The 21128-nt window shown below is 56.3% G+C and carries 24 protein-coding genes and 2 tRNA genes; 12 read left to right on the forward strand and 14 right to left on the reverse strand.

Features of this window, described 5'->3' with window-relative positions; genetic code table 11:
• Positions 1-420: 420 nt before the first annotated feature.
• The 3 genes from ACRDT3_RS00675 to ACRDT3_RS00685 form a co-directional block, all read right to left on the reverse strand.
• Positions 421-494, reverse strand: a tRNA-Gly gene (locus tag ACRDT3_RS00675).
• Between the two features lie 186 nt (positions 495-680).
• Complete coding sequence (locus ACRDT3_RS00680; protein WP_431491117.1) at positions 681-1649, reverse strand: Fpg/Nei family DNA glycosylase; 969 nt, start codon at positions 1647-1649, stop codon at positions 681-683.
• 2 nt (positions 1650-1651) lie between these two features.
• Complete coding sequence (locus ACRDT3_RS00685) at positions 1652-2125, reverse strand: ribose-5-phosphate isomerase (RefSeq protein ID WP_431491118.1); 474 nt, start codon at positions 2123-2125, stop codon at positions 1652-1654.
• 289 nt (positions 2126-2414) lie between these two features.
• On the opposite strand from ACRDT3_RS00685, the gene pepN reads away from it, so the two are divergent.
• The 3 genes from pepN to ACRDT3_RS00700 all read left to right on the forward strand — a co-directional run bounded on the left by pepN (position 2415) and on the right by ACRDT3_RS00700 (position 6057).
• On the forward strand, positions 2415-4955 hold the full coding sequence (gene pepN / locus ACRDT3_RS00690; protein ID WP_431491119.1) for an aminopeptidase N: 2541 nt from the start codon (positions 2415-2417) through the stop codon (positions 4953-4955).
• 94 nt (positions 4956-5049) lie between these two features.
• Complete coding sequence (locus tag ACRDT3_RS00695; protein ID WP_431491120.1) at positions 5050-5526, forward strand: OsmC family protein; 477 nt, start codon at positions 5050-5052, stop codon at positions 5524-5526.
• Positions 5527-5538: 12 nt separating this feature from the next.
• Positions 5539-6057: a globin gene (locus ACRDT3_RS00700; RefSeq protein WP_431491121.1), complete on the forward strand. Its 519-nt coding sequence runs from the start codon at positions 5539-5541 to the stop codon at positions 6055-6057.
• 57 nt (positions 6058-6114) lie between these two features.
• Here ACRDT3_RS00700 and ACRDT3_RS00705 read toward each other — a convergent pair whose 3' ends face one another.
• Positions 6115-6774, reverse strand: coding sequence for a hypothetical protein (locus ACRDT3_RS00705; RefSeq protein WP_431491122.1), 660 nt, complete (start codon positions 6772-6774; stop codon positions 6115-6117).
• A 174-nt stretch (positions 6775-6948) separates the two neighbouring features.
• On the opposite strand from ACRDT3_RS00705, the gene ACRDT3_RS00710 reads away from it, so the two are divergent.
• Complete coding sequence (locus ACRDT3_RS00710; RefSeq protein WP_431491123.1) at positions 6949-7848, forward strand: acyl-CoA thioesterase; 900 nt, start codon at positions 6949-6951, stop codon at positions 7846-7848.
• Between the two features lie 25 nt (positions 7849-7873).
• On the opposite strand, the gene ACRDT3_RS00715 is transcribed toward ACRDT3_RS00710, so the two are convergent.
• Both ACRDT3_RS00715 and soxR read right to left on the reverse strand, forming a co-directional pair.
• Complete coding sequence (locus tag ACRDT3_RS00715; RefSeq protein ID WP_431491124.1) at positions 7874-9610, reverse strand: 2Fe-2S iron-sulfur cluster-binding protein; 1737 nt, start codon at positions 9608-9610, stop codon at positions 7874-7876.
• Positions 9611-9720: 110 nt separating this feature from the next.
• Positions 9721-10227: a redox-sensitive transcriptional activator SoxR gene (soxR, locus tag ACRDT3_RS00720; protein WP_431491125.1), complete on the reverse strand. Its 507-nt coding sequence runs from the start codon at positions 10225-10227 to the stop codon at positions 9721-9723.
• Positions 10228-10360: 133 nt separating this feature from the next.
• Here soxR and ACRDT3_RS00725 point away from each other — a divergent pair, with 133 nt between their 5' ends.
• Positions 10361-10867 (forward strand): flavin reductase family protein, encoded by a 507-nt coding sequence (locus tag ACRDT3_RS00725; protein WP_431491126.1) that lies wholly within the window; start codon positions 10361-10363, stop codon positions 10865-10867.
• Between the two features lie 68 nt (positions 10868-10935).
• Here the strand turns inward: ACRDT3_RS00725 and ettA are convergent, their stop codons facing one another.
• The 3 genes from ettA to ACRDT3_RS00740 form a co-directional block, all read right to left on the reverse strand.
• Positions 10936-12618: an energy-dependent translational throttle protein EttA gene (gene ettA / locus ACRDT3_RS00730; RefSeq protein ID WP_431491127.1), complete on the reverse strand. Its 1683-nt coding sequence runs from the start codon at positions 12616-12618 to the stop codon at positions 10936-10938.
• A gap of 113 nt (positions 12619-12731) precedes the next feature.
• Positions 12732-13181 carry a single-stranded DNA-binding protein gene (locus ACRDT3_RS00735; RefSeq protein WP_431491128.1) on the reverse strand — a complete coding sequence of 150 codons (450 nt, stop codon included), beginning with the start codon at positions 13179-13181 and terminating at the stop codon, positions 12732-12734.
• Between the two features lie 90 nt (positions 13182-13271).
• Positions 13272-14030, reverse strand: a complete 759-nt coding sequence (locus tag ACRDT3_RS00740; protein ID WP_431491129.1) for a CPBP family intramembrane glutamic endopeptidase — start codon at positions 14028-14030, stop codon at positions 13272-13274.
• Positions 14031-14273: 243 nt separating this feature from the next.
• Here ACRDT3_RS00740 and ACRDT3_RS00745 point away from each other — a divergent pair.
• A tRNA-Arg gene (locus ACRDT3_RS00745) sits at positions 14274-14347 on the forward strand.
• Between the two features lie 114 nt (positions 14348-14461).
• On the opposite strand, the gene ACRDT3_RS00750 is transcribed toward ACRDT3_RS00745, so the two are convergent.
• The 4 genes from ACRDT3_RS00750 to ACRDT3_RS00765 form a co-directional block, all read right to left on the reverse strand.
• Positions 14462-15805 (reverse strand): tyrosine-type recombinase/integrase, encoded by a 1344-nt coding sequence (locus tag ACRDT3_RS00750; RefSeq protein WP_431491130.1) that lies wholly within the window; start codon positions 15803-15805, stop codon positions 14462-14464.
• Positions 15806-15884: 79 nt separating this feature from the next.
• Positions 15885-16268 carry an ImmA/IrrE family metallo-endopeptidase gene (locus tag ACRDT3_RS00755; protein WP_431491131.1) on the reverse strand — a complete coding sequence of 128 codons (384 nt, stop codon included), beginning with the start codon at positions 16266-16268 and terminating at the stop codon, positions 15885-15887.
• Positions 16269-16360: 92 nt separating this feature from the next.
• The gene (locus ACRDT3_RS00760; protein WP_431491132.1) at positions 16361-16771 is read right to left on the reverse strand and encodes a hypothetical protein; all 411 of its coding nucleotides are present in this window, start codon (positions 16769-16771) and stop codon (positions 16361-16363) included.
• A gap of 643 nt (positions 16772-17414) precedes the next feature.
• Positions 17415-18011: a hypothetical protein gene (locus tag ACRDT3_RS00765; protein ID WP_431491133.1), complete on the reverse strand. Its 597-nt coding sequence runs from the start codon at positions 18009-18011 to the stop codon at positions 17415-17417.
• Between the two features lie 226 nt (positions 18012-18237).
• Here ACRDT3_RS00765 and ACRDT3_RS00770 point away from each other — a divergent pair, with 226 nt between their 5' ends.
• A complete protein-coding gene (locus tag ACRDT3_RS00770) occupies positions 18238-18507 on the forward strand; it encodes a helix-turn-helix transcriptional regulator (RefSeq protein WP_431491379.1) in 270 nt (89 codons plus the stop codon).
• Entirely contained in the window at positions 18504-18878 is a 375-nt protein-coding gene (locus tag ACRDT3_RS00775; RefSeq protein WP_431491134.1) for a hypothetical protein, read from the forward strand. The genes ACRDT3_RS00770 and ACRDT3_RS00775 overlap by 4 nt, the downstream gene beginning before the upstream one ends.
• 249 nt (positions 18879-19127) lie before the next feature.
• On the opposite strand, the gene ACRDT3_RS00780 is transcribed toward ACRDT3_RS00775, so the two are convergent.
• On the reverse strand, positions 19128-19739 hold the full coding sequence (locus ACRDT3_RS00780) for a hypothetical protein (RefSeq protein WP_431491135.1): 612 nt from the start codon (positions 19737-19739) through the stop codon (positions 19128-19130).
• 159 nt (positions 19740-19898) lie between these two features.
• On the opposite strand from ACRDT3_RS00780, the gene ACRDT3_RS00785 reads away from it, so the two are divergent.
• Genes ACRDT3_RS00785 through ACRDT3_RS00800 form a run of 4 tightly spaced genes read left to right on the forward strand, consistent with a single transcriptional unit; the run spans position 19899 to position 21109 of the window.
• On the forward strand, positions 19899-20186 hold the full coding sequence (locus ACRDT3_RS00785) for a helix-turn-helix domain-containing protein (RefSeq protein ID WP_431491136.1): 288 nt from the start codon (positions 19899-19901) through the stop codon (positions 20184-20186).
• Entirely contained in the window at positions 20174-20359 is a 186-nt protein-coding gene (locus ACRDT3_RS00790) for a hypothetical protein (RefSeq protein WP_431491137.1), read from the forward strand. Before ACRDT3_RS00785 ends, ACRDT3_RS00790 begins: the two co-directional genes overlap by 13 nt.
• Positions 20356-20673: a hypothetical protein gene (locus ACRDT3_RS00795; protein ID WP_431491138.1), complete on the forward strand. Its 318-nt coding sequence runs from the start codon at positions 20356-20358 to the stop codon at positions 20671-20673. The genes ACRDT3_RS00790 and ACRDT3_RS00795 overlap by 4 nt, the downstream gene beginning before the upstream one ends.
• Positions 20666-21109 carry a hypothetical protein gene (locus ACRDT3_RS00800; protein WP_431491139.1) on the forward strand — a complete coding sequence of 148 codons (444 nt, stop codon included), beginning with the start codon at positions 20666-20668 and terminating at the stop codon, positions 21107-21109. Before ACRDT3_RS00795 ends, ACRDT3_RS00800 begins: the two co-directional genes overlap by 8 nt.
• The last annotated feature ends 19 nt before the right edge of the window (positions 21110-21128 follow it).

A 21128-nucleotide genomic window follows, 5' to 3' on the forward strand; every position in this document is an offset into this window, starting at 1 on the left:
GGCGGAATCCGGACCGCGACGATGCGTCCAGCTTGCGGAGGCGACAAGCACCCTGCACCCTTTATGGGAAATGAGCGGACTAAATAAATTTGGTGGCTGGCCAGGAGAAGCGTCCGCCCTCCACAGCACGATCCAATAGTCCGGGGTGCGCTACGGATCTACAAGGAAGATTCAGCCACGAACCTGGCAATCCAGCTAAAAGCGCCCAAATGGCGCGAAGAGAGAATGCTGATGTTCAGTGGGCGACCGCATTGGTCGAAGAATACGCATGGATATGCAACGCTGGATATCTTTAGATTGCGATCCGAGGCGAAGAAAATTCCGGCCACGGTAAATTACAGCGCCGTTTAGCAGGCTCAAGGGAAAAGTGATTTTCTGCCGGATACGCGAAAAGGTCCCGCAGAGCGGAACCTTTTCATTTGGAGGGGATGACGGGAATCGAACCCGCATCATTAGTTTGGAAGACTAAGGCTTTACCACTAAGCTACATCCCCATTTCGAAGCAACTGCGCTTCGAACAAGATTCAGTCTAGACCATAAAACTCTTGCTTTGCAAATCGAGGATTCCACGTCTCACTTGGCAGCTCTCCTTTATCACCGCTACGAGGCGCTGATTAGCAAAACACGCCGACAAGCCTGAACGAAAAGAATTCCGTTTGTCTCATCGACGTGATCACTGCTTACGCCGTGGGGCGATTACGGGGCATCTTCTGACAGCGAGGACACCAGTACAACTTCCGGGCCGCGATTTCAGCAAGAGAAACCTGCGCTGAGCATTTACGGCACCCCATCCCCTGCCGCTGGTAAACGTAATACGCATTATCTGGCCAAACCGCGCCTTGGGGGTCTCGGTCCTCGGGCAAGGTAGTGATGATCCGGCCATCGCGAACGCCGTCTTCCATTACGGAGACGATGTCCCACCAAAGTTTCTTGGTCTTCTGAGCACTGAGCTCATTCGCTGGTAGATCCGGAGAAATCCGGTTCCGGAACAAGGCTTCTGCGCGGTATATATTGCCGACGCCAGAGATCAACGCCTGGTTCATGAGCACAACGCCGATGGCAGTCTTGGTCTTCATCAGGTTCGCCCGGAATTCCTTGAGCCCGGCTTCAAGCTGGGTTTCTGCGTCCGCCAGGTTCGCTTGGCCCTTGGCTGCCCTAAAACGCACGGCAGACCCAATCAATGGATCCGGGCCGAGCTTATTTAGGTGAACTTGGACCTGATCATGCTCCAACACTTCACAGGCCGTTGGCCCCCGTAAGTCAGCCCATCCATGCTCAGAAACGATACGGGCCCGTACCGCTCCAACCGGTGCCGGCGGGCCGGTGTACGGCTCAGCATCGGGATTGGCGTTTGTTTCGTTTTCGCCAATCTTCCGTGGGGCACCAATCGACGACGCGCCCGTGAAGTGGTGGTCTCCGCCAAAGCTGAAGGCGCCATAGAGCCCTAAATGCACCCGCAGATACAAGTCGTTAGAAAAACGGCAGAAGAGCTGCTTGCCTTTGGCGAAGGCGTGCTCAAGCTGATGGCCATCGATGCGCTCGGCATCCGAACTGAAACGGCCCTGCGGAGAAGAAACGAGAACCGCTTGCCCGCCAAAGACATCGTCGAATTGGCGGGCAAGACGGTGAAGGGAATGTCCTTCCGGCACGACTACTCGATGACCTCGCCGGTGGTCTCATAAGTGGCGATCTTGCCGATTCGGCGTACGTGGCGTTCCGCTTCACTGAATGGTTCAGCAAGGAAAGCCTCGATGAGTTCCGCTGCTTCTTCCACCGAGTGCTGACGCCCACCGACCGCAATGACATTGGCGTTGTTGTGCTCACGGGCCAGCTTCGCGGTGTCCATGTTCCATGCCAGTGCAGCACGGATACCCTCAACCTTGTTAGCGGCAATCTGTTCGCCATTGCCTGAGCCGCCCAAGACGATGCCCAGTGCGGCGACGCCTGAACGCTGGTCTTCAACCACCGCCTGTGCAGCGTTGATGCAGAATGCCGGGTAGTCATCTTCCGGGTCGTAAGACTTCGGGCCGTGATTGACCATTTCGTAGCCCTTAGCGGTCAGGTGCTTTACCAGGTAGTCGCTGAGCTCTAGTCCGGCATGGTCAGTAGCGATATGCACGCGCATAGTCGATTGCCTCATTTACTTGGGAGGGGTCATTTACTGTCCTATCTAGGATAGCGACCGCAACACACACTCTTGCTACTTCTCAGCTGCACACCACAGAGTATTAACCCAATAAGTCTTGCAGTCGTCCCAAAGCAGGCATTTTCTGGAAGCTATTGGAAAATTGAGTAAATTGTTCGGCCCGATGACTTGCGCAATGCCCGGTCACAGGTGACACAATAGACAGATATTCAATATTCATTTCACAACTTCCGCTGATGGATAGCCATCATCAAGAATTGGAGAACCCATGCCAGGAATGAACCTCACTCGCGCGGAGGCCAGCGAACGCGCAAATCTGCTCAACGTTGACAGCTATGAGGTAAGCCTGGATCTTACTCGCGGTGAGCGGGTCTTTTCGTCCAAGACTACTGTTCGTTTCACCGCCACCGCCGGTGACTCGACCTTCATTGATGCAGTCACCGATTCGGTACGCTCCATCAATCTGAACGGAGTCGAGCTGGATCCAGCAGTGCATTCCGATGGCATTCGAATCCAGTTGCCGAACCTTGCCGCAGAAAACCAATTGGTGATCGATGCGGACGCGCTGTATATGAACACCGGCGAAGGCCTGCACCGCTTCGTAGACCCAGTGGATCAGGAAGTCTACTTGTACTCCCAGTTCGAGGTCGCGGACTGCCGACGCATGTTCGCTGTCTTCGAACAGCCAGATTTGAAGGCCACCTTCCAGTTCTCGGTCACCGCGCCAAAATACTGGAACGTAGTTTCCAACGCGCCGACTCCTGAGCCAACTGAAAACGGCGACTCCGCTACCTGGGACTTCGCCGCGACCCAGCGGATCTCGTGCTACATCACCGCGCTGATCGCCGGACCTTACCAGGTCGCCCGCGATTCGCTAGTTTCCTCCAGCGGACGCACCATCGAGCTGGGCGTTTTCGCCCGCGCATCGATGATGCAGTACCTGGACGTCGAGAACATCGTGACCGTAACCCGTCAGGGCTTTGAGTTCTACGAGAAGAACTTCGGCACCCCGTACCCATTCGAGAAATACGACCAGCTGTTTGTTCCTGAATTCAACGCGGGCGCCATGGAGAACGCAGGAGCCGTGACCTTCCTTGAGGAATACATCTTCCGCTCCCGTCCAACCGGTGCCATGGTCGAGCGCCGCGCGATCACCATCCTGCACGAGCTGGCACACATGTGGTTCGGTGACCTGGTCACCATGAAGTGGTGGAACGATCTGTGGCTCAATGAATCCTTCGCAGAATTCATGTCCACGCTGGCGGCCGCGCAGAACACCGAGTTCACCAGCGCTTGGACCACCTTCAACACCTTGGAGAAGAACTGGGCCTACCGCCAGGACCAATTGCCTTCCACCCACCCAATCGTCGCCGAGATCAACGATCTCGAAGACGTTGAGGTTAACTTCGACGGCATCACCTACGCCAAGGGCGCTAGCGTACTGCGCCAGCTGGTAGCTTTCGTGGGCCAGGAAGAATTCATGTCAGGCGTACGCGAGTACTTCTCCAAGCACGCATGGTCGAACACCGAACTGCCAGACCTGCTCGGGGAATTGGAAGCTGCCAGCGGCCGCGATCTTAGCGGTTGGGGCGCAGCATGGCTGGAAACCGCTGGCGTGAACACCCTCAAGGCCGAGATTGCCACCGATGAAACCGGTGCTATCATTTCCTTCGCCATCCGCCAATCCGCCGTAGCGGAGTATCCAACCCTGCGCCAGCACCGCATAGCAGTTGGTTTCTACTCGCTCGACGAGGCTGGCGTACTGCAGCGAGTGCACCGCGAAGAGCTTGATATCGATGGCGAGCTTACCGAGGTTCCAGCACTTGTTGGCCAGAAGCGTCCAGATTTGGTCCTGCTCAATGACGATGACTTGACCTACGCAAAGATTCGCTTGGATGAAGTTTCCTTGGCTACCGCCACGGAGCATTTGAAGCACTTCGAAGAGTCGCTGCCACGCACCTTGGTCTGGTCAGCGGCTTGGGACTCGGTTCGCGATGCCGAAGCACCTGCGAGCACCTACGTCCAGTTGCTGCTGAACAACATTGGCCACGAAGTAGATTCCACCGTGATCATGGTGCTGCTGCGCCAGCTGAACACCTCGCTGGATCTCTACGTTGCAACTGAACACAGCGAAGAGCTTTCGGTGCAGGCTGCCGACCGCTTGTGGCAGTTGGCTTCTGAGGCTGAAGCTGGCTCCGATGCACAGCTGCAGTTCGTCAAGGCCTTCGCCCACCGCTCGCGCACCGTCGCGCAGCTGGATCAGGTCAAGAGCCTGTTCGACGGCTCGGCAAGCTTGGCGGGTCTGGTCGTAGATACCGATTTGCGTTGGTCTTTCGCTATTGCGCTGAGCGCTGGGGGCTACATGAGCGATGCTGACCTCGACGCCGTTCTAGCCAACGACGACACCGCCAAGGGCAAGGCCTCGTGGTACACGGCGCGAGCTTCCCGCCCAACCGCTGAAGCGAAGGCAGAGGCATTCGCAGCTGCAACCGCAGCTACCTTGTCCAACGATCAGCAAAGTGCCGTGATTACTGGTTTCAACAACGTGCACGAGAACGCGCTGATCTCCGGCTACACCGAGAAGTACTTCGGGCTGCTGACCAACGCCTGGGAGTCCTACTCGCATGAGATGGCCAAGCAGATCGTGCTCGGATTCTACCCAGGCTCCAACGTTTCGCGGGAAACTTTGGACCAGACGGAGGCGTTCCTGGAATCCTTGGGCTCTAAGCACCCGGCGATGCGCCGGCTGCTGGTGGAATCGCGTGCCGACGTGGTCCGGGCTCTGGCTGCTCGCAACGCCGATGCCTAAGCTCTAGGAACCTAGTGTCGACCAGGTGGTGGCCAACTTCCGCTCAATGCGGAAGTAGCCACCACCCTGTGGTTAAAAGTGGGAGAATGAGTCCATGGACCTCTCGCAACATGAATACCGCGTGGCCCTCGAATGGACCGGCAATCGTGGAACCGGAACCGAAAGCTACCGAAGCTACGGTCGGGACCATATATTGCGTGCATCGGGGTTACCAGATTTGCCAGGCACCGCGGATCCAACCTTCCATGGGGATCGCGATCGCTGGAATCCAGAACAGCTTTTGCTCGCTGCGCTAAGCCAATGCCACATGCTCTCTTACCTGCATGTAGCGGTTACCCACGGCGTGAATATCACGGGGTATACAGATGATGCCTATGGAACGTTGCGCCTCAATCGGGATAACAGCGGCGAGTTCACCCAGGTAACGTTGCGCCCCACCGTTTATCTTGCCGATGAATCCCAACGCGAGCTTGCCGACTCCCTCCACGACCAGGCGAACAAGGTTTGCTTCATCGCTCGGTCCGTCAACTTCCCGGTTCTCCACGCGCCGGTAGCCCCTAGTGCCTCCTGAGGAATTTTACGAATGACTGAAAACCAGCCAACTGCACCCGACCAAAAGAAGGATCCCTTCAGCAATCCTTTGATTCTAGGTCGTTCTAGCCAAGGGTTCTTGGACGCCGCCGAAGCGTCGATTGATGTTGCCGACTACCCGGGAACCTTCTACGCGGAAGTTGGCGGCCGAGAGGTTTTCGCGCAGCTAACCAAGAATTTCTATAGTTCAGTTGCCCAAGACGAAGACTTCCGGCGGATGTATCCAGAAAAGGAACTTCACGCTGCCCAAGCTCGTCTCCAGCTGTTCTTGGAGCAGTATTGGGGCGGACCGACGACGTTCTCCGAGCACCGTGGTCACCCGCGGCTACGCATGCGCCATGCCAACTACCCGGTGAACAGCCACTATCGTGATGTGTGGCTGGGCCATATGAACAAGGCCATCGACCAGCTCGACCTGCCAATGCTGCAGGCGGAAACCTTGCGTGATTACTTTGAGCGTGCAGCACACTCGTTGCAGAACACTCCGGATGGACATCATAATCTGCTCTAAAAATCTATGGACTGGAACCGCCAGCGGGCGGGTTCCAGTCCATAGTTTTATTTCTGCTTAGCCGAGCAAAGAAGCCTTGCGCACCAAGACATGTCCGCGTTCGTTGCTCAGTCGAGTCCAACTGCCGTTGCGAAGCACCCGGCACTGCCCGCCAGGAATCAGGAAACCCAACGCATGCATGGCAAATGCGGCGCCCATAGGAATCTCAATATCACCCTCGGGCACGTCCGCCGCCCAGATTCGCTGGCGCACCTGCACAACCACTGGCAATCCAGGGTTTTCTGGCAATGACTGGGCGACCGCGTCAATGCCGCTCTGAGCTGAGGATGACAATAAGTCATTCGCTATCTCTCCTGCGTCTTTCCATCCCGAGAGAGGAACAGAGATCCCCGCCCATTTAGGGTTCTCCTCAACCGGCGGGAGGGCAAAGTCAACGGACGCCTCCCCCATGCGAGCAAGGCGATCTTGAATGGCAGCCAAGGAATAGCTGGCATTGACTTCTGCAGGTTGGGCCAAGCGATGCACGCGCATTCCGAGAATGGTGTAACCGCCCTGCCCTAGATCAGCCGGGACCAAAACCGGTACGTAGACTGCTAAAGCCTTATTGCGAGCGACGAATTGGGCCGCGTCATCTTCAATTGTTTTCGCGCGGCTAATAAAGTTCGCCAAGTCGCTTACTGAATTACGGTCGTCGAAAATCACTGCATCACTAGCCATGCATTCATCGTCTCACGTAGCAATGGCTACGCGTGGCGAGTTTGCTCATGGCGTGATGTCGCCCGAAGAAACGTATAGTTTTCCTATGAGTCCGAATCTCGATGAGAAAATATTACTATCAAGTTACATTGACTCTGGTTCTGTTCCACTAACGCATTCCAAGGAGCCCGCACAGTGACCGAAGACCTAGGCACCACCCAGATCCTGCTGGATCTGTTGAATCTGGATGGAGAAGACCGGGCCCGCACGGATGAGGATATCTTCATCGGTCATACCCCTGCCCAGAATCGACCCCGCGTCTTCGGAGGGCAGGTTCTGGCCCAGTCAATCATGGCCGCCACGCGTACCGTCGAGCCGACCCGTGCAATCCATTCCTTGCACGGCTACTTCTTGCGCCCGGGTGACCCGAACCAGAACATTACCTTTGGCGTACAGCGCTTGCGCGATGGCCGTTCGTTCTCCGCACGTCGAGTCCACGCTTACCAAAATGGCGAACCGATCCTGTCAATGATCACCTCGTTCCAAGAACCCGCCAAGGGCCTGGAGCACCACGATCCAATGCCTGTCGATGTCCCAGCTCCGGAGTCGCTTCCGACTACCGCTGATCTCGTGGGTCACTTTGACCATCCCGTGGCCAAGGAATGGGCTTTCGAACGCCCATTCGACGTACGGCATGTTTCCGAACCGATCTATCTTCCAGGCAATTCGACCAAGCTCGCCGACAGTGCGGTCTGGCTGCGTACTACCTCGGCTATGCCAGATGACCCAGCACTGCACCGCGCTGCTTTGGCCTATGCCAGCGATTACATGCTGCTTGAGCCTGCTCTGCGAGCCCATGGTGTTCCCTGGGTTCATCGCGGGTTGAGCATCGCCAGTCTCGACCACGCGATGTGGTGGCACCGAGAATTCCGCGTTGATGAATGGCTGCTCTACGTACTCCATTCACCGTCGGCTTCTTCTGCCCGTGGGCTTGGAACTGGAAAGTTCTACAACAAAGCTGGCGAACTCGTCGCTACTGTCGCCCAAGAAGGCATGATTCGCCTCCCCGAGTTCGCGGAAGGACACCAGTCCTAAATCTGAAGTCCAACGCCCGCGTGGTTCACGCTTCCAGTTCAACATCTCCTGCCGGTACAGCCATACAGGTGAGGATCTGGTCCGGTTCTACGCGGGCACTTGGCTCCAATGGGTAGGAAATCTTGCCCTTCAGCAGTTTCACAGCGCATTCGCCGCACGAGCCCGAGCGGCAAAGACTTGCAGGGTCAATTCCTTGCTCTTCGAGCGCTTCGAGCAGCACGCCATCTTTGGCACTCCAAGTAAAGGTCTTTTGGCTTCCACGACAAGTGACCTCTGCCGATGGATAGTTCTCAAACAACTTTTCCAGATCTGTAGTGGGCGACGCGAAGGTTTCGCGGTGAATCTGCGAAGCCGGTATTCCTGCTTGTTCACACGCCTGAAAAACCAACTTGGTGAATTCTTCCGGTCCGCACACCACCACACTGTCACAACCGTGAAGTTGCCTAGCTATCTCAGCAGGCTCAGGCCTGCCGTTAGATGTGTCGATACGATTCACGCCTATTGACGCATTCAGTTCAGCAGCCATCTGCTCCAGACGGGAGTACAGTGCGCTGGCTCCCCCACGCTCAACATGCATGATCCGTAGCCCCTGGCTGTCATTCGCTGAAGCTACGTCGCCGAGCAACCCCAGGGCAGGGGTAATGCCAATGCCAGCGCTGACTATTGCAGTGCGGTTGCCGAGAACCTTGGTCGAGGTCAGCACCCCGTACGGCCCCGAAGCGAGAATTTGCTCTCCCTCATGCAGTTGTGCGATTTTCGCGGAGGCTTCGCCTTGGACGCGAACGGCGATACTTATACTCTGGTCAGCCACAGAGGTAATGGTGTAGTTTCTCCACAGCGGGTCTGGCAAGTGAAGCCTCAAGTGCATCCCAGCCTCGTAGTGCTCGTTTATCCATCCGAAGGGATCGTGAAGCTGGAGTTCGACTACACCGGCGCCCAAGTCCTGGTTCCGCAGCACGGTCATGAACCGTGGCGAAACCTTCGCTGGCACGAATTCTTCGGCTTCGGATGAATCGTCCTCTATATGAATTTCGGCGCCGGTTTCCAAGAGCCCGGATTCCAGTACGGTTCCATAAACGCCACAGTGGATGTGGCCAAAGTAGGTTGCCAATAAACGAGGTCCATTGGTATCCACTTCAGTCGAATCCGGATTGACAGAGGTTGCTGAACAACGAGCGATCGACTTGGTGATGGCAATACGGGTGCCACCTATGCGGAGCACTTTTCCGATAAGACCATACTCGGCATAGGCTGGCAGGCCCTCAACCAATAGGTTTCCACGGTACCGCCGGGGATCCATATCGACTCCGGATACTCGCGACAGTTCCGCAACCGTATTGGGATTAATGATCGAAATGCCAGACAGCCGGGAATCAAACATTCCCTGCGGAGCAGACACTAGTTTTCGGGGTTGAGGCCCCTGCGGTGGCAAGTGTTTCGACAGGTACGCGCGAGCGGTATCCATGCCAGCCTGGCTACCCACATCAAAGCTTAGAGGTGGCGCACCTGTCGAAGCTGGCGCCGTCATGGTGATCAGCGGAGGACTTGAATGGACCTGCCACTTTTGCAGGCTCTTGTTATTCTTGAGAATGGTGAAGCTGAGGCAGCTCTCCCATTGACCGTCTTGATGCTCAATGGTGCCATTGCCAAAGGCGACACAGCGGTCACCTTCCAGTCCGCTTCCCTTGCTAGCGGCTACCGAGCCAACTCTCTCGCCAGGTAATCCTTTAACTGGGAAACGAAATATTTGAGCAATCTTCATGGTTGCATTCTAGTCAGAGCTAGATTCATTTCGAGAGTTCGGGACAGCACGGATCCAATGCAACCGACATCAATGGAAATACCACGACAGTGACTTGACCCGCCCTGCAGCTAACCGGGCTGGTCCGCAACATCTCCGGGAGCTTCCAAACGCCGCGCCCCGGCGCCCTCAAGCGCTAGTAGATCTTCTGGATTCAGTAGGCTGCAGGCTTGCATCGACAGGCAACCACATCCGATGCAGCCCATAAGTCGATCTTCTAATTCCTCAATGGCGCGACGCCGCGCCTCAAGAACTTTCTTCCATTCCTCTGTTGCGCGCAGCCAGTCTTTTTCCTCGGGGATCTTTCCCATCGGCACCGGGGCCAACGCACGTTTAATGCCACTGAGCGGAATGCCTAATTTGCTGCCGACAGTGATCAATGAGATGCGACGCAGCAGGTGGCGGGGATAGCGCCGCTGATTCCCAGCAGTCCGCGTGGAGGCGATCAGGCCAATTTCCTCGTAGTAGTGCAGTGCAGATCTGGCCACGCCAGTGCGGTCGCTGACCTGACCGATACTAAGTAGTTCTTGGCCCGGATAGCCTTTTTCGCAATCGTCATGTTCCGCTGTGTGAAGCATCACCGCTCCCTTCCTTGACCTCAAGTTTACTTGAGGTCTTAGGGTAGAAGTATTCAAACTTGGCGGCAAAGGCTCGGGCTTTTGCATCAGTTACTGGAGTTGGCACTCTAACTTCAGGCAAAGGAGCTACTCAGTGAGCGAACTATCGGATGACTTCCGTACTGCATTCCGTCACCACCCTGCTGGAGTGGCGTTGATTACTGCAACCGTCGACGGGACTCTCTACGGTTTGACGATCTCTTCTCTCGCTTCGCTTTCAATCGATCCAGTCGCGGTTTCGTTCTCGCTGGCCAAAGAATCCGGTGCGGCTGGCGCTGTACTTGCTGCACCGAGTTTCGTGATCCACTTACTCGGAGAAGACCAGCAAGAGCTGGCAAATAACTTCGCCCGCCCGGGCGCTCCGCGATTCACCCGTGATCAGAATTTCCGGATCCTCTCAACTGGTGAACCTCACTTTATCGATGCACCAGTTGGCTTCCGAGCAAGCATTCACTCATCAATCAGCGTTGGTGGTTCTCGACTGATTGCTGCCGAAGTCCATGAAGTACTCCATGGTCAACAGCTACAGCAGCACCTGGTCTACCAGGATCGCGAGTACTTGAAACTCTCCGAATTGCGTGCCGCTTCGGCAACGAGCTAACTGAAGTGTGCCACCCACGGCATAAAATTAGCCGCCACAAATGTGGCGGCTAATCTTATGCCCGGGGATTAATCGCGGGTCAGGCGACGATGGGTGACGCGGTGCGGCTTAGCCGCATCGGCGCCCAGTCGTTCAACCTTGTTGCTCTCGTAAGAGTCGAAGTTACCCTCGAACCAGTACCAGTCCGCTGGGTTCTCTTCGGTGCCCTCGTAGGCCAAGATGTGGGTCGCAACTCGGTCCAGGAACCAACGATCGTGGGAGACCACGACAGCGCAACCCGGGAACTCGAGCAATGCGTTTTCCAGCGACGATAGGGTTTCGACGTCCAAGTCGTTAGTAGGCTCATCGAGCAGCAACAGGTTGCCACCCTGCTTGAGGGTCAGAGCCAGGTTTAGGCGGTTGCGCTCACCACCGGAGAGCACACCTGCCTTCTTCTGCTGGTCTGGGCCTTTGAAGCCGAAAGCCGAAACGTAGGCACGCGATGGCATTTCAACCTGGCCGACGTTGATGTAATCGAGACCGTCGGAGACGACCTCCCACAACGACTTTTCGGGGTCAATGTTTTCGCGGTTCTGGTCTACGTAGGAAATCTTGACCGTGTCGCCGACCTTGAGCATGCCGCTATCGAGCTCTTCAAGTCCAACGATGGTCTTGAACAAGGTCGACTTGCCAACACCGTTAGGACCGATGACACCAACGATGCCGTTGCGTGGAAGGGAGAAGGACAGGCCATCGATCAACACACGATCGCCGAACCCCTTCTTCAAGTTCTCGGCTTCGATGACCACCTGGCCAAGACGCGGACCTGGTGGAATCTGGATTTCTTCGAAGTCCAGCTTGCGGGTGCGCTCTGCCTCCGCTGCCATTTCTTCGTATCGTGCCAGACGAGCCTTCGACTTGGTCTGACGCCCCTTGGCATTCGAGCGAACCCATTCGAGTTCTTCTGCCAGGCGCTTAGCAAGCTTCTGGTCCTTTTTGCCCTGAACTTCCATACGCTCGCGCTTCTTCTCCAGGTAAGTGGAGTAGTTGCCCTCGTACGGGTGCAGGCGACCGCGGTCAACTTCACAGATCCATTCGGCGACATGGTCCAGGAAGTAACGGTCGTGGGTTACGGCCAGTACGGCACCTGGGTAAGACGCCAGGTGCTGTTCCAGCCACAGGACGGACTCAGCGTCCAAGTGGTTCGTAGGCTCATCGAGCAGCAGCAGGTCCGGCTTCTGCAGAAGCAGCTTGCAAAGTGCTACACGTCGGCGTTCACCACCGGAGAGGTGGGTGACGTTCTCGTCGCCTGGTGGGCAACGCAGAGCGTCCATTGCCTGTTCGAGCTGGTTATCGATGTCCCAAGCGTCGGCAGCGTCGATCGCTTCCTGCAGCTTGCCCATCTCTTCCAGGAGTGCGTCGAAGTCGGCGCCTTCCTGTGCCATCTCTTCAGAGATTTCGTTAAATCGGGTGATCTTTTCGTAGATCTCGCCAACGCCTTCCTGGACATTGCCCAGAACGGTCTTTTCTTCATTCAGAGGTGGTTCCTGCAGCAGGATGCCTACCGAGTAACCTGGTGAAAGTCGTGCTTCACCATTGGACGGGGTATCGAGTCCCGCCATGATCTTCAGGATCGTTGACTTACCAGCACCGTTAGGGCCCACGACACCAATTTTGGCACCGGGGAAAAACGACATGCTGACATTGTCAAGGATGACTTTGTCACCAACAGCCTTGCGAGCCTTGGTCATCGTGTAAATGAATTCCGCCATGTCCTTAAGGCTAGTCGGTTACAGGGGTCATTTCCGAATCCACACACCACTATTTTGGGTTGGTGGTGCCCGGATTCACACGAAACCATCGAACACCACCAGAACGTGCTAGTTTAGGCCGCTTCCCCATCATCGCTTTGCCAGCTTCCTTCGGTGTCGGCGGAGCGTGATGGGTGCTGCACACGTTCCAATTCGCCGGTATCTGTCCGCACCCGGTTGAAGGAACTGGTCCCGAAACGTAGATCATGGCCAATTGAATACGCTTCGATATCTGCGCTGATTCCGCGAGAACCATCGGCTCGTTCAAACTCCCGGATCTGCAGCTTTCCGAAAATCATCACGTGGTCGCCTTGCGCTAGAGACTCCATAGAGTTCTCCCCCAGTGCACGGAACGCCGAGACGGCATACCAATTGGTCGGCCCCTCAGCCCACTGCCCAGTCTCAAGGTCGCGTTTGCGCTCATGCGTAGCTACGCGAAATTTCAGGATTGAAACGCCCTTTGGCGTAATGCTCAGCTGAGGCTCCGTTCCAACAATGCCGCGGATTGTCACAAGATCACTCATGAAACTGTCTCCTTTTGATCCAAATGCCAGAAACTTTTTCTGCCATTGAACCTGATGGTGGCCCACCATAAAATGACGGCGGACATGGAATCAACGTGCTGTGGATAAACTCGTCGTCCGTTGCGGCATGAAAGCTCCGATCGAGAACATGATGGCTATGACAAGTCCCGGGAGTATCCAGCCGGACCAACCCATAATTGATGCTTTGGTTGCATCCAGGGGCACTCCCATCATCATGAATAAAGAGACAAGTCCGACACTTGCATTGAATGCTCCATGCGCCAAGGCTGCTGGCCACACGGAACCGCTGTAGGTACGCAACCAACCAAGGAAGGCACCAAACACTATGCACATACCGCACATGGCCAATACACCCCATGGCCCCGTTGCCATCGGATAGTTGTACCCCAGGAGAACCAGCGGCGCATGCCAAATCCCCCAAATCACACCGGATATCAGAATTGCAGCAAGCTGACCATACGGTTGCAACCGAACCCAAAGCCAGCCACGCCACCCAATCTCCTCGCCTGAGGCGAACAAGGAATTAAAGAGGCTGGCGACAACTATCAACCCGGCCTGCCCTAGAAGGTAGCTGGTCGGGCCGGACTGACCGGAGACAAAATGCAAAACCGTGAAGTTTTCTAAATCCCCAGGGAAGACACCTAGCCACGTTCCAACGAATGGTGCTTGGAGTATGAGCCCGAGCGGAATCACGTAGGACAACACAAGCGCAATTACGAACTTTCCAGGACGTTTGATGGGCCAGATCCCAACATCGGTGGTGAAGCTCTTTACCCGTCGCTCGGCAATTGCGATCACGAGAGCAGCAATTGTTGGAGTAAACATCATTGCCGTGGCGATGCCCGGCAGCCTGGCGTCGTTTATGCCTCCTCCTAGCCAAAGCGGAAGTGCGATGGCCCAGGCTAGTACCACGCTTAGTGCGCAGAAGCACACGATGCTCGAAGCGCTACCGATTCTAAATTTCGGCAACTTATCTACCCCTGATCAGATGATGAAATACGTACATTTCACCAGCCTATCGGCCTCAAGTCGTATTTTTGGTGATCAATGAGCTAAACTATTTTCGGTTATGCCTCCGTAGCTCAGCTGGATAGAGCAAGAGCCTTCTAATCTCTAGGTCGCCGGTTCGAATCCGGCCGGGGGTACAAAATAAAAAACCGCCGTTCACTTGGTCAAACAAGTGAACGGCGGTTCTTTTTTTGCCCTCAAAACCGGGCCAAGAATCAGCAAATTACCACAGTTTTACCACAGTTTTGTTTTCAGGCACCGCCACCGAGGCGTTGTTTCCGGGCATCCGCAAGGGAAATAATATTGCTCGTCGGCTCCGGTTCGGGGGTCCAGTGACTGGTGAGTTTCTTGGCGACATCATCATGCATCTCGTCCAGCACATGCTGGTACCTGGTCAGCATTGCGACTTGCGACCATCCGAGAATCTCCATTACTACGCGTGGATCGATGCCAAGAAGCAACAGTGTCGTGGCCGCGGTGTGCCGGCCGTCGTGGACGCGCCCGTCCGGGACTCCCGCTGACGCAAGGAAGTCCTTCCAGGCTTGCCAGTCGGCACGGTGATCGATCGGCTGGCCGTTCGGCCGGCAGAACACCAATTCGTGGGCCACCCCTGCCTGATCGATGTAGGGTGCCCAATCTGCCGTGCGCTGCAGGGCCTGGACGTTGCGGTGCTCCTTCAGAGCCGACAAAAGTTGATCCGGCATTGGCACGCTGCGATTGCCTGCAGCACTCTTCGGTGGACCCGTAAAGAATCCGCCGCCCGTCCGGGCAGGACAGTTCGAACCGTACCTGCGCCCGCACTCGGAGCCCTCGACGCAACCATGCTTCCAAGGTAAAGAGAACACCTCACGCGCAATCTTGATGCGCCCGGTGTCGAAATTGATGTCCGGCCAGGATAGGCCGAGCGCTTCACCCTGCCTTGGGCCAAGAGTCGGATTCAGAATCCACCGAGCGCCATCATCCAGCTCTACAGCGGCAGCAAGCATCTTCCGCACTTCCCCGGTCGTATAAACCTGCGGCTCAAAATCAGACCGCCCAGCAACATCAACACGCAGAACCGGATTGCTACCAAGGACACCACGATTGACAGCAACATTGAGCGCTCGCCGTAGGACTCGGTGAAGGCCAAGGATCGTGCTGGGTGATAGCGGGTCTGCAGTAGACCCCTGCTTGGTGGAGCGCTTCCTACTCCCCCGCGCATCTTGGTAGAGAATGTCGATGTCGGTCGGGGTGAGCTTGTCTAGGCGCTTAGATGCGATCCTGTGGCCGCGCACATAGTTGTCGATTTTGGAGCGATGCGCGTTGATGGTGCGTTCCTTGATGTCGCTTGGGGCGATCACGTCGAGGTAGTGATCCAGCCACTCGATCATCCTCGGGGCACGAGATAAGGCCACCGATCCGCCCGAGGCCTTATTGATCGCAGCGCGTAGCTTGGCAGCGCATTCGGCCTTTGTCTTGCCGTAGACGGATTTGCGGACAGGCTTGCCGCTTGGAAGGTAGCCGGCAACGTAGTTCGATTGCCACTGGCCGTCTTTCCGCTGACGGGGCACCGTGCCTTCGTTGTTGCTGCGCCTGGTTTGGCCTGAGGTAGTCATGATTCTTCCCTCCCTGGGGAAATTGTGCGCGCCAAATAGACCCCCATGGCGCGGTTGGTTACGAGATGTGGATAAGTGGTTAAGCGATGTGTTCGCCGGGTGGCCAGAGTGCCTGAATCTGGTCACCGTCTAGCGTGGCTAGCCGGTCCAAGAGTACTTGCTCGGTCACGCCGAGTTCGTCGGCCATTTCGACCGGGCAGCGCGACCAGCCGGCAACGTCCTGCAGGCTCTCAAAGGAGACGAGGAAGCGTGCCACTTCCAGACAGACCTGTCGTTCGATGGCCGATGGCTGACAGCCGTCGTGGCCATGCTGGATATGGATGGCCTCGTGCGACAGGAAGCACCGCCGCTCCACTGCCGTGAGTTTCGGGTCAATCCAAATACGCCGGCCATCCGTCGCCGCAACTATGTCCGGATACGGACGATTCCAAATAATAATGACGTGCGCGAGTGAGCGCAGCATGCCCCATACATTCTGCATGTTTCGAATATATGTACTAGTTGGATAATGTGCCATTGTGACGGTGGAACGCACCAAACCGTCTGCCCCAAGTGCTAAAGCAAAGCTATCGAGATACCTTCGATTTCCTGCTTGAACTCGCTGCCGTCAGCATTGAACGTCCCACCTCTGGACTTGTCCATCAAACGGACCCAGCCCTCTACGGATAGGCCGCCAGGAATAGATTGAATCAGTCCGGAGGTACCCTCCGTGTGCTGCATGACAATGACCCTGATCTGGTCATCGACCAGCGTCGCCATCGCTACTTTCTGGTGCGCTGACCGTTCAATACGGTGAATAGTAACGACCGCAGACTCCTCCGCCCCGGCCGCGACGACCACGGCGTCACCTTCATCGTCGACAGGAGCGACCGAAACCAGCCGGTCATGGAACCGTTTATTCGTCAAGTCACGACTCAAGCGCGCAGCAACAGCAGCCCGTTGCACTAGTTGCTCTCGGGAAACCATTGATCGCTCCATTCAATCGCACGTTCAGCAATCCGAACTGTTGAATCATAGAAAGATGCTGTTACCTGTAATACTGAGTCTAGCTGTTGGATCGACTGCGCGGGTAGGTCTCGCTGCGGGTATGCGAAGCTCCAGCGGTGCCAGTGATAATTAGCGTGGCTGCTACACCCACGAATAATGTCCGTCAGTTTCCGCTGTCGAGGATGACGCCCCTGGACACCAACACTGAAATCCACAATCAGATCTCCAACTGACGTGCAACGCTTGACTCTGGTTATCGTGCGCAAGTCGTCACCAAGATCAACCTTCACAGCCTTCGAATCATCACTACACCCTGAACAAGGGGAATGCCAGAATGCACCGGGCTTGAGTCGATCATGAGACTTTGATTTCTTAGCCATCGTGGGTCCTCTCGGAATCTTGACTAACCCTGTCGCCCACGCCGGTTTCTTTGCCGTCCTGCTTACGCCACGGTGCGGAGATCCGCCACGAAACCCAAGCAGGAATTACGGAGCAGGCAAGCATAATCAACGTGTTTGGAAGCCGAATCAAATAGGGCCTGCCCCAGTAGTAGGCAATGAAGCCTCCGAGCATCACTATCGCGATTGCTGCACAGAGCATGAAGATGGATAGCCGAGCGGATTTACTCATCTTCACTACCGTCACCAGGTTCTTCGTCGAGCTGCTCGCGCCTAGTCTTCACCTTTGGGTGCGCTGCGAGTCGCTCGCGTGGAGGTACTGGAATACTCCTGGCTTCGTCGCCGTGGAGTTCCGTGATGCCGTACTCCGGTTCGGTCTTCTGTCCAGAGCGAGGGTCACTCGCGGGCGCCACCGCTCGCAGGGTGCGGGGCGTTTTGTCTTCTGGGTCTGAGGTGCGTTGCTCATTGTTTCCTGCTTCGAGGTCGACGAGGACCCGAACCATGTCGACAACGGCCTTACGCGATTTTGGCGAGAGGTTGTCTGCGCCTGGCGGAAGTTCGTCAGCTAATGGCGGGCCTGGGACTGGTTGTCCCGCTGCTGCGAACGCCACAGATTCATCAACACCTGCAAGCCAAGCGATAGCGCGGATAGTCTCAGCTGAGGGCACCGACTTATAGCGGCCGGCACGGATATGGCCGAGCGTCGTGCCGACTACTTTGTACCCAGCATCTTGAGCTGCGAAACCGAGCTGCCGAACTGATGTCTTTCGCTTTACTACCGCCTGGTCCAAAAGGCTTTGCAGCGATTCTGCGTTGTTCACGTCGATAACTTTCGTCGAACACGGATAACTTGAGCAATGCTACGAAAATCTTTCATGACAAGTAACAAGTGCTACAACACCCTAATCTAGCCGATATTTAGCGTTGTCGTGTTGACAAGTATTTGCGGTATGCGTCATGCTGTACTTGTCAAAGCGAATCACGAAGGGAATACTAGTTATGCGTAAGGCAGCAAAGCATCTAAGGCTCGTACGAAAGGAGAGTTGGATGCGGGTAAAGGATCCAAGTGCGCTTCGCAGGAAGCGGCTGAATCGAAAGTACAGCCAGAGGGATTTGGCCTACCTGGTTCGGCGGTCGCAGAACACTATCTACCTACTGGAAAACGGGAAGATGAAGACTTTGAGCGAGGACTTGGCATTACAGCTAGCCGCGCGACTTGAAGTCGAATGGGAGGACTACTTCGAACTCGAGGAGAACGAAATCGCGCCCGTAGTTACAAACGCGTCACAACGCAAACCTGATTCGAGTGCGGCATGAAAAAGAATCTCTCAGTCCTAGCAGTCGCAGCTCTCGCGCTCGCCGGCTGCGCACCAGCCCAGGCTGATGCGAGCCGGGTTGCCAGCACGACACCCGTCGCACACTACTCCGTCGGCAATACCGCCAACAGCATCAACGAGGTCCGCGAAGCACTAGAGCATGAAGGCATGCGTGCCCAGGTCCACGCGAACTTGGATTCGCTGTTGTCCAGCTCCGAGGCGTACGCGACGTCCTTCGAGTTCGAGCGTGATCTGTTCGTCTGCGAGCAGCTCCATCCGGTTCCGGCCGACCACGAAACTGATCATCCGGAGTCGACGCCACTCGCAAATTGCGTACGGTCCACCTTCGAGGCACACCAGGCAGGTCAGTAATGAGCGAGTTCAAGTGCCCGGAGCCGGGCTGCGATTATCACGTTGGCATCGGCGGCCCAGTCGTCACCGACGAGGACTTCGAACTGCAGGACAGCTACTTCCAGGACATTGAGGAGCACCAGCAGATGCACGAACAATCACGGACACACGTGGCGTCGGAAGCATCTTCGAGGCTGAGAGCACACTGGCTTCGTGCCGATGTGGATGCACTGGCTGATCCGCAGTGGTCGATTGTCGTGCTGGCAGTTCTCATACTGTCGATGGCAGCGGCTTTCCTGAGTGGTCTACCCCTTGTGCAGTTGGTATTCGGTCTGGTTGGCCCCGGTGCCGTCGTGTGGCGATTAGCTGGAATATGCCTTTTGGCCCGACGAGTTGAGCGGGACCTAGTGTGGCTCGTCTCTTCCACTTCGATTGCTGGAAAGCGGACTGCTGCTGCCGATGGATTTCTCCGAGCGGGCCGAAATGGTTGAGCGGATACCAGCTGATGGTGAGGTGACGGGCACGACCTGGACCCTGCGTCATGTAGGTGCAGTATGCCGCGTCGAAGTCTTTCGAATCGATCATGAGTCGCTGCTTGTCGCCGGGGGTCAGAACGTCCGGGTGCGAGAAACCATCGGCAACGATGATGTCTCCGCCGTGAACAATCAGGGGGTTGTAAAAGTGTGCGATCCCCGAGCCACGATTGACGATCTCTATCAAGCGGAACTGTTTGCCTTGGTAATCGGCTGTTCCGATTGGGCGAATTTCGATTTCAGGCACTGGCTGATCTCGTCGCGCTTTGAAACTCTGCCCAGCCATGTACGCCAATGTCAGCGTCGATGCGCCTGCGGCGATCCAAGCCGCGAGGTTAGCTCCATCCATAGTTTTCCTCCGTTGGTAGGTGGTTCGTGTAGCGGTACTCGAATCCTATCGGCGGAGGGTCTAAGCCCCATATTTAGGGCAAATAAGAAGCACCCAGCAGTTACAGCTGCTGGGTGCGATGAAACCAAACATTCAAACGGTAAGTAAGGAGTGATTTCAATGACCAGTGTAGTCAAGTTTCCGCAGGCTCGCAGGGGCGAGCGTGTGGTGGACGTTGAACCAGGGGTGCCGGCGGAGTACCGGCCGGTCCGGTTGCTGTATTCGGTGATCGAGGCTGGTGAGCTGCTCTCGGTGAGCAAGCAGACGATTTACGACCTGATCGATCTGGGTGAACTGCCCAAGGTGATGATCGGCCGGACAGGCAAGACGATCCGTGTCGCGGCGTCGGATCTGCAGGCGTACATCGATAACCAGCGTGTGGAGGTGCAGCCGGCATGGGCGTTGTAGCCACTCGCATTCGGCCGGAGGCCGTTGCCCGGCAGTGCGGATTCTGCGGAATCGAACTGAAGGTCAACAAAAAGGCCCACCTCACCGAGCGCGACAAGTACTGCGCCGAGCATCGTCGCGAAGCAGCTCGCTTCGGTTGGTGCGAGGGACGCAAGCCAAGGAGCAAGAAGTGAACACCATCATCATGTGGATCTTGTTCGGCGCTGCCTACCTGGTGTTTCTCGGAGTCCTTGGCTCGGGAATGTACTTCTTCATCACCGGGGCGAAGGCCAACGAGAAGACAGCTGAGCTGAAGCAGACGCAGGTCGAGGCAGGCCGGGCAATGCTCCGCACGCAGGAGGTCGCGAACCGGGTCGCCGACGAGGTTGGCAGGAAGCTCGCCTCGGCAAGCGGCCTCGAAGGTATCGATATCGGGTTCACGCCCAATGAAGACGGACAGTGCCAGTGCGGCAAGTGCAAAGCGAGAAGAGGACAGAAAAATGACTAAGTCTTGGTTCCGGAAGAATCACCAGTCCGTTTCCCCAGCACGTCTGGCCGAAGCACAGAATCTGGTTACTCGCCAAGAGGCGTACGACCGTGCGAAGGAAGCCACCGTTCACTTGCTGACCGCTTTGAAGCAGTGGCCAGGCTTCGACTCCACCGGCAACATCAATGGGGTCATTGACCACACGCTGGTGAACATCGACCGGCTCGATGACGCGTTGGACGAGCTGCGGGACCAGATCGATAAGTTCCGTGGCCAGCAGGTGGCGGAGATGGTGCAGCGCTCGGGGCATCCGGCTACACAGGGAATTATCGATGAGTTGCACATCTTCAAGCAGACGCTCGCGGTGCGCCCTAAGCCGCCGGGTGGAATGTTCCAGGTGCCACTCAAAGCATCCATCGGGGCACCGAGTGACGTACCCCAAGGTGATCATCAGTGAGCCGGGTCGAGGGCCGGGT

The organism is Glutamicibacter sp., from assembly GCF_050701915.1.
Lineage (GTDB): Bacteria > Actinomycetota > Actinomycetes > Actinomycetales > Micrococcaceae > Glutamicibacter.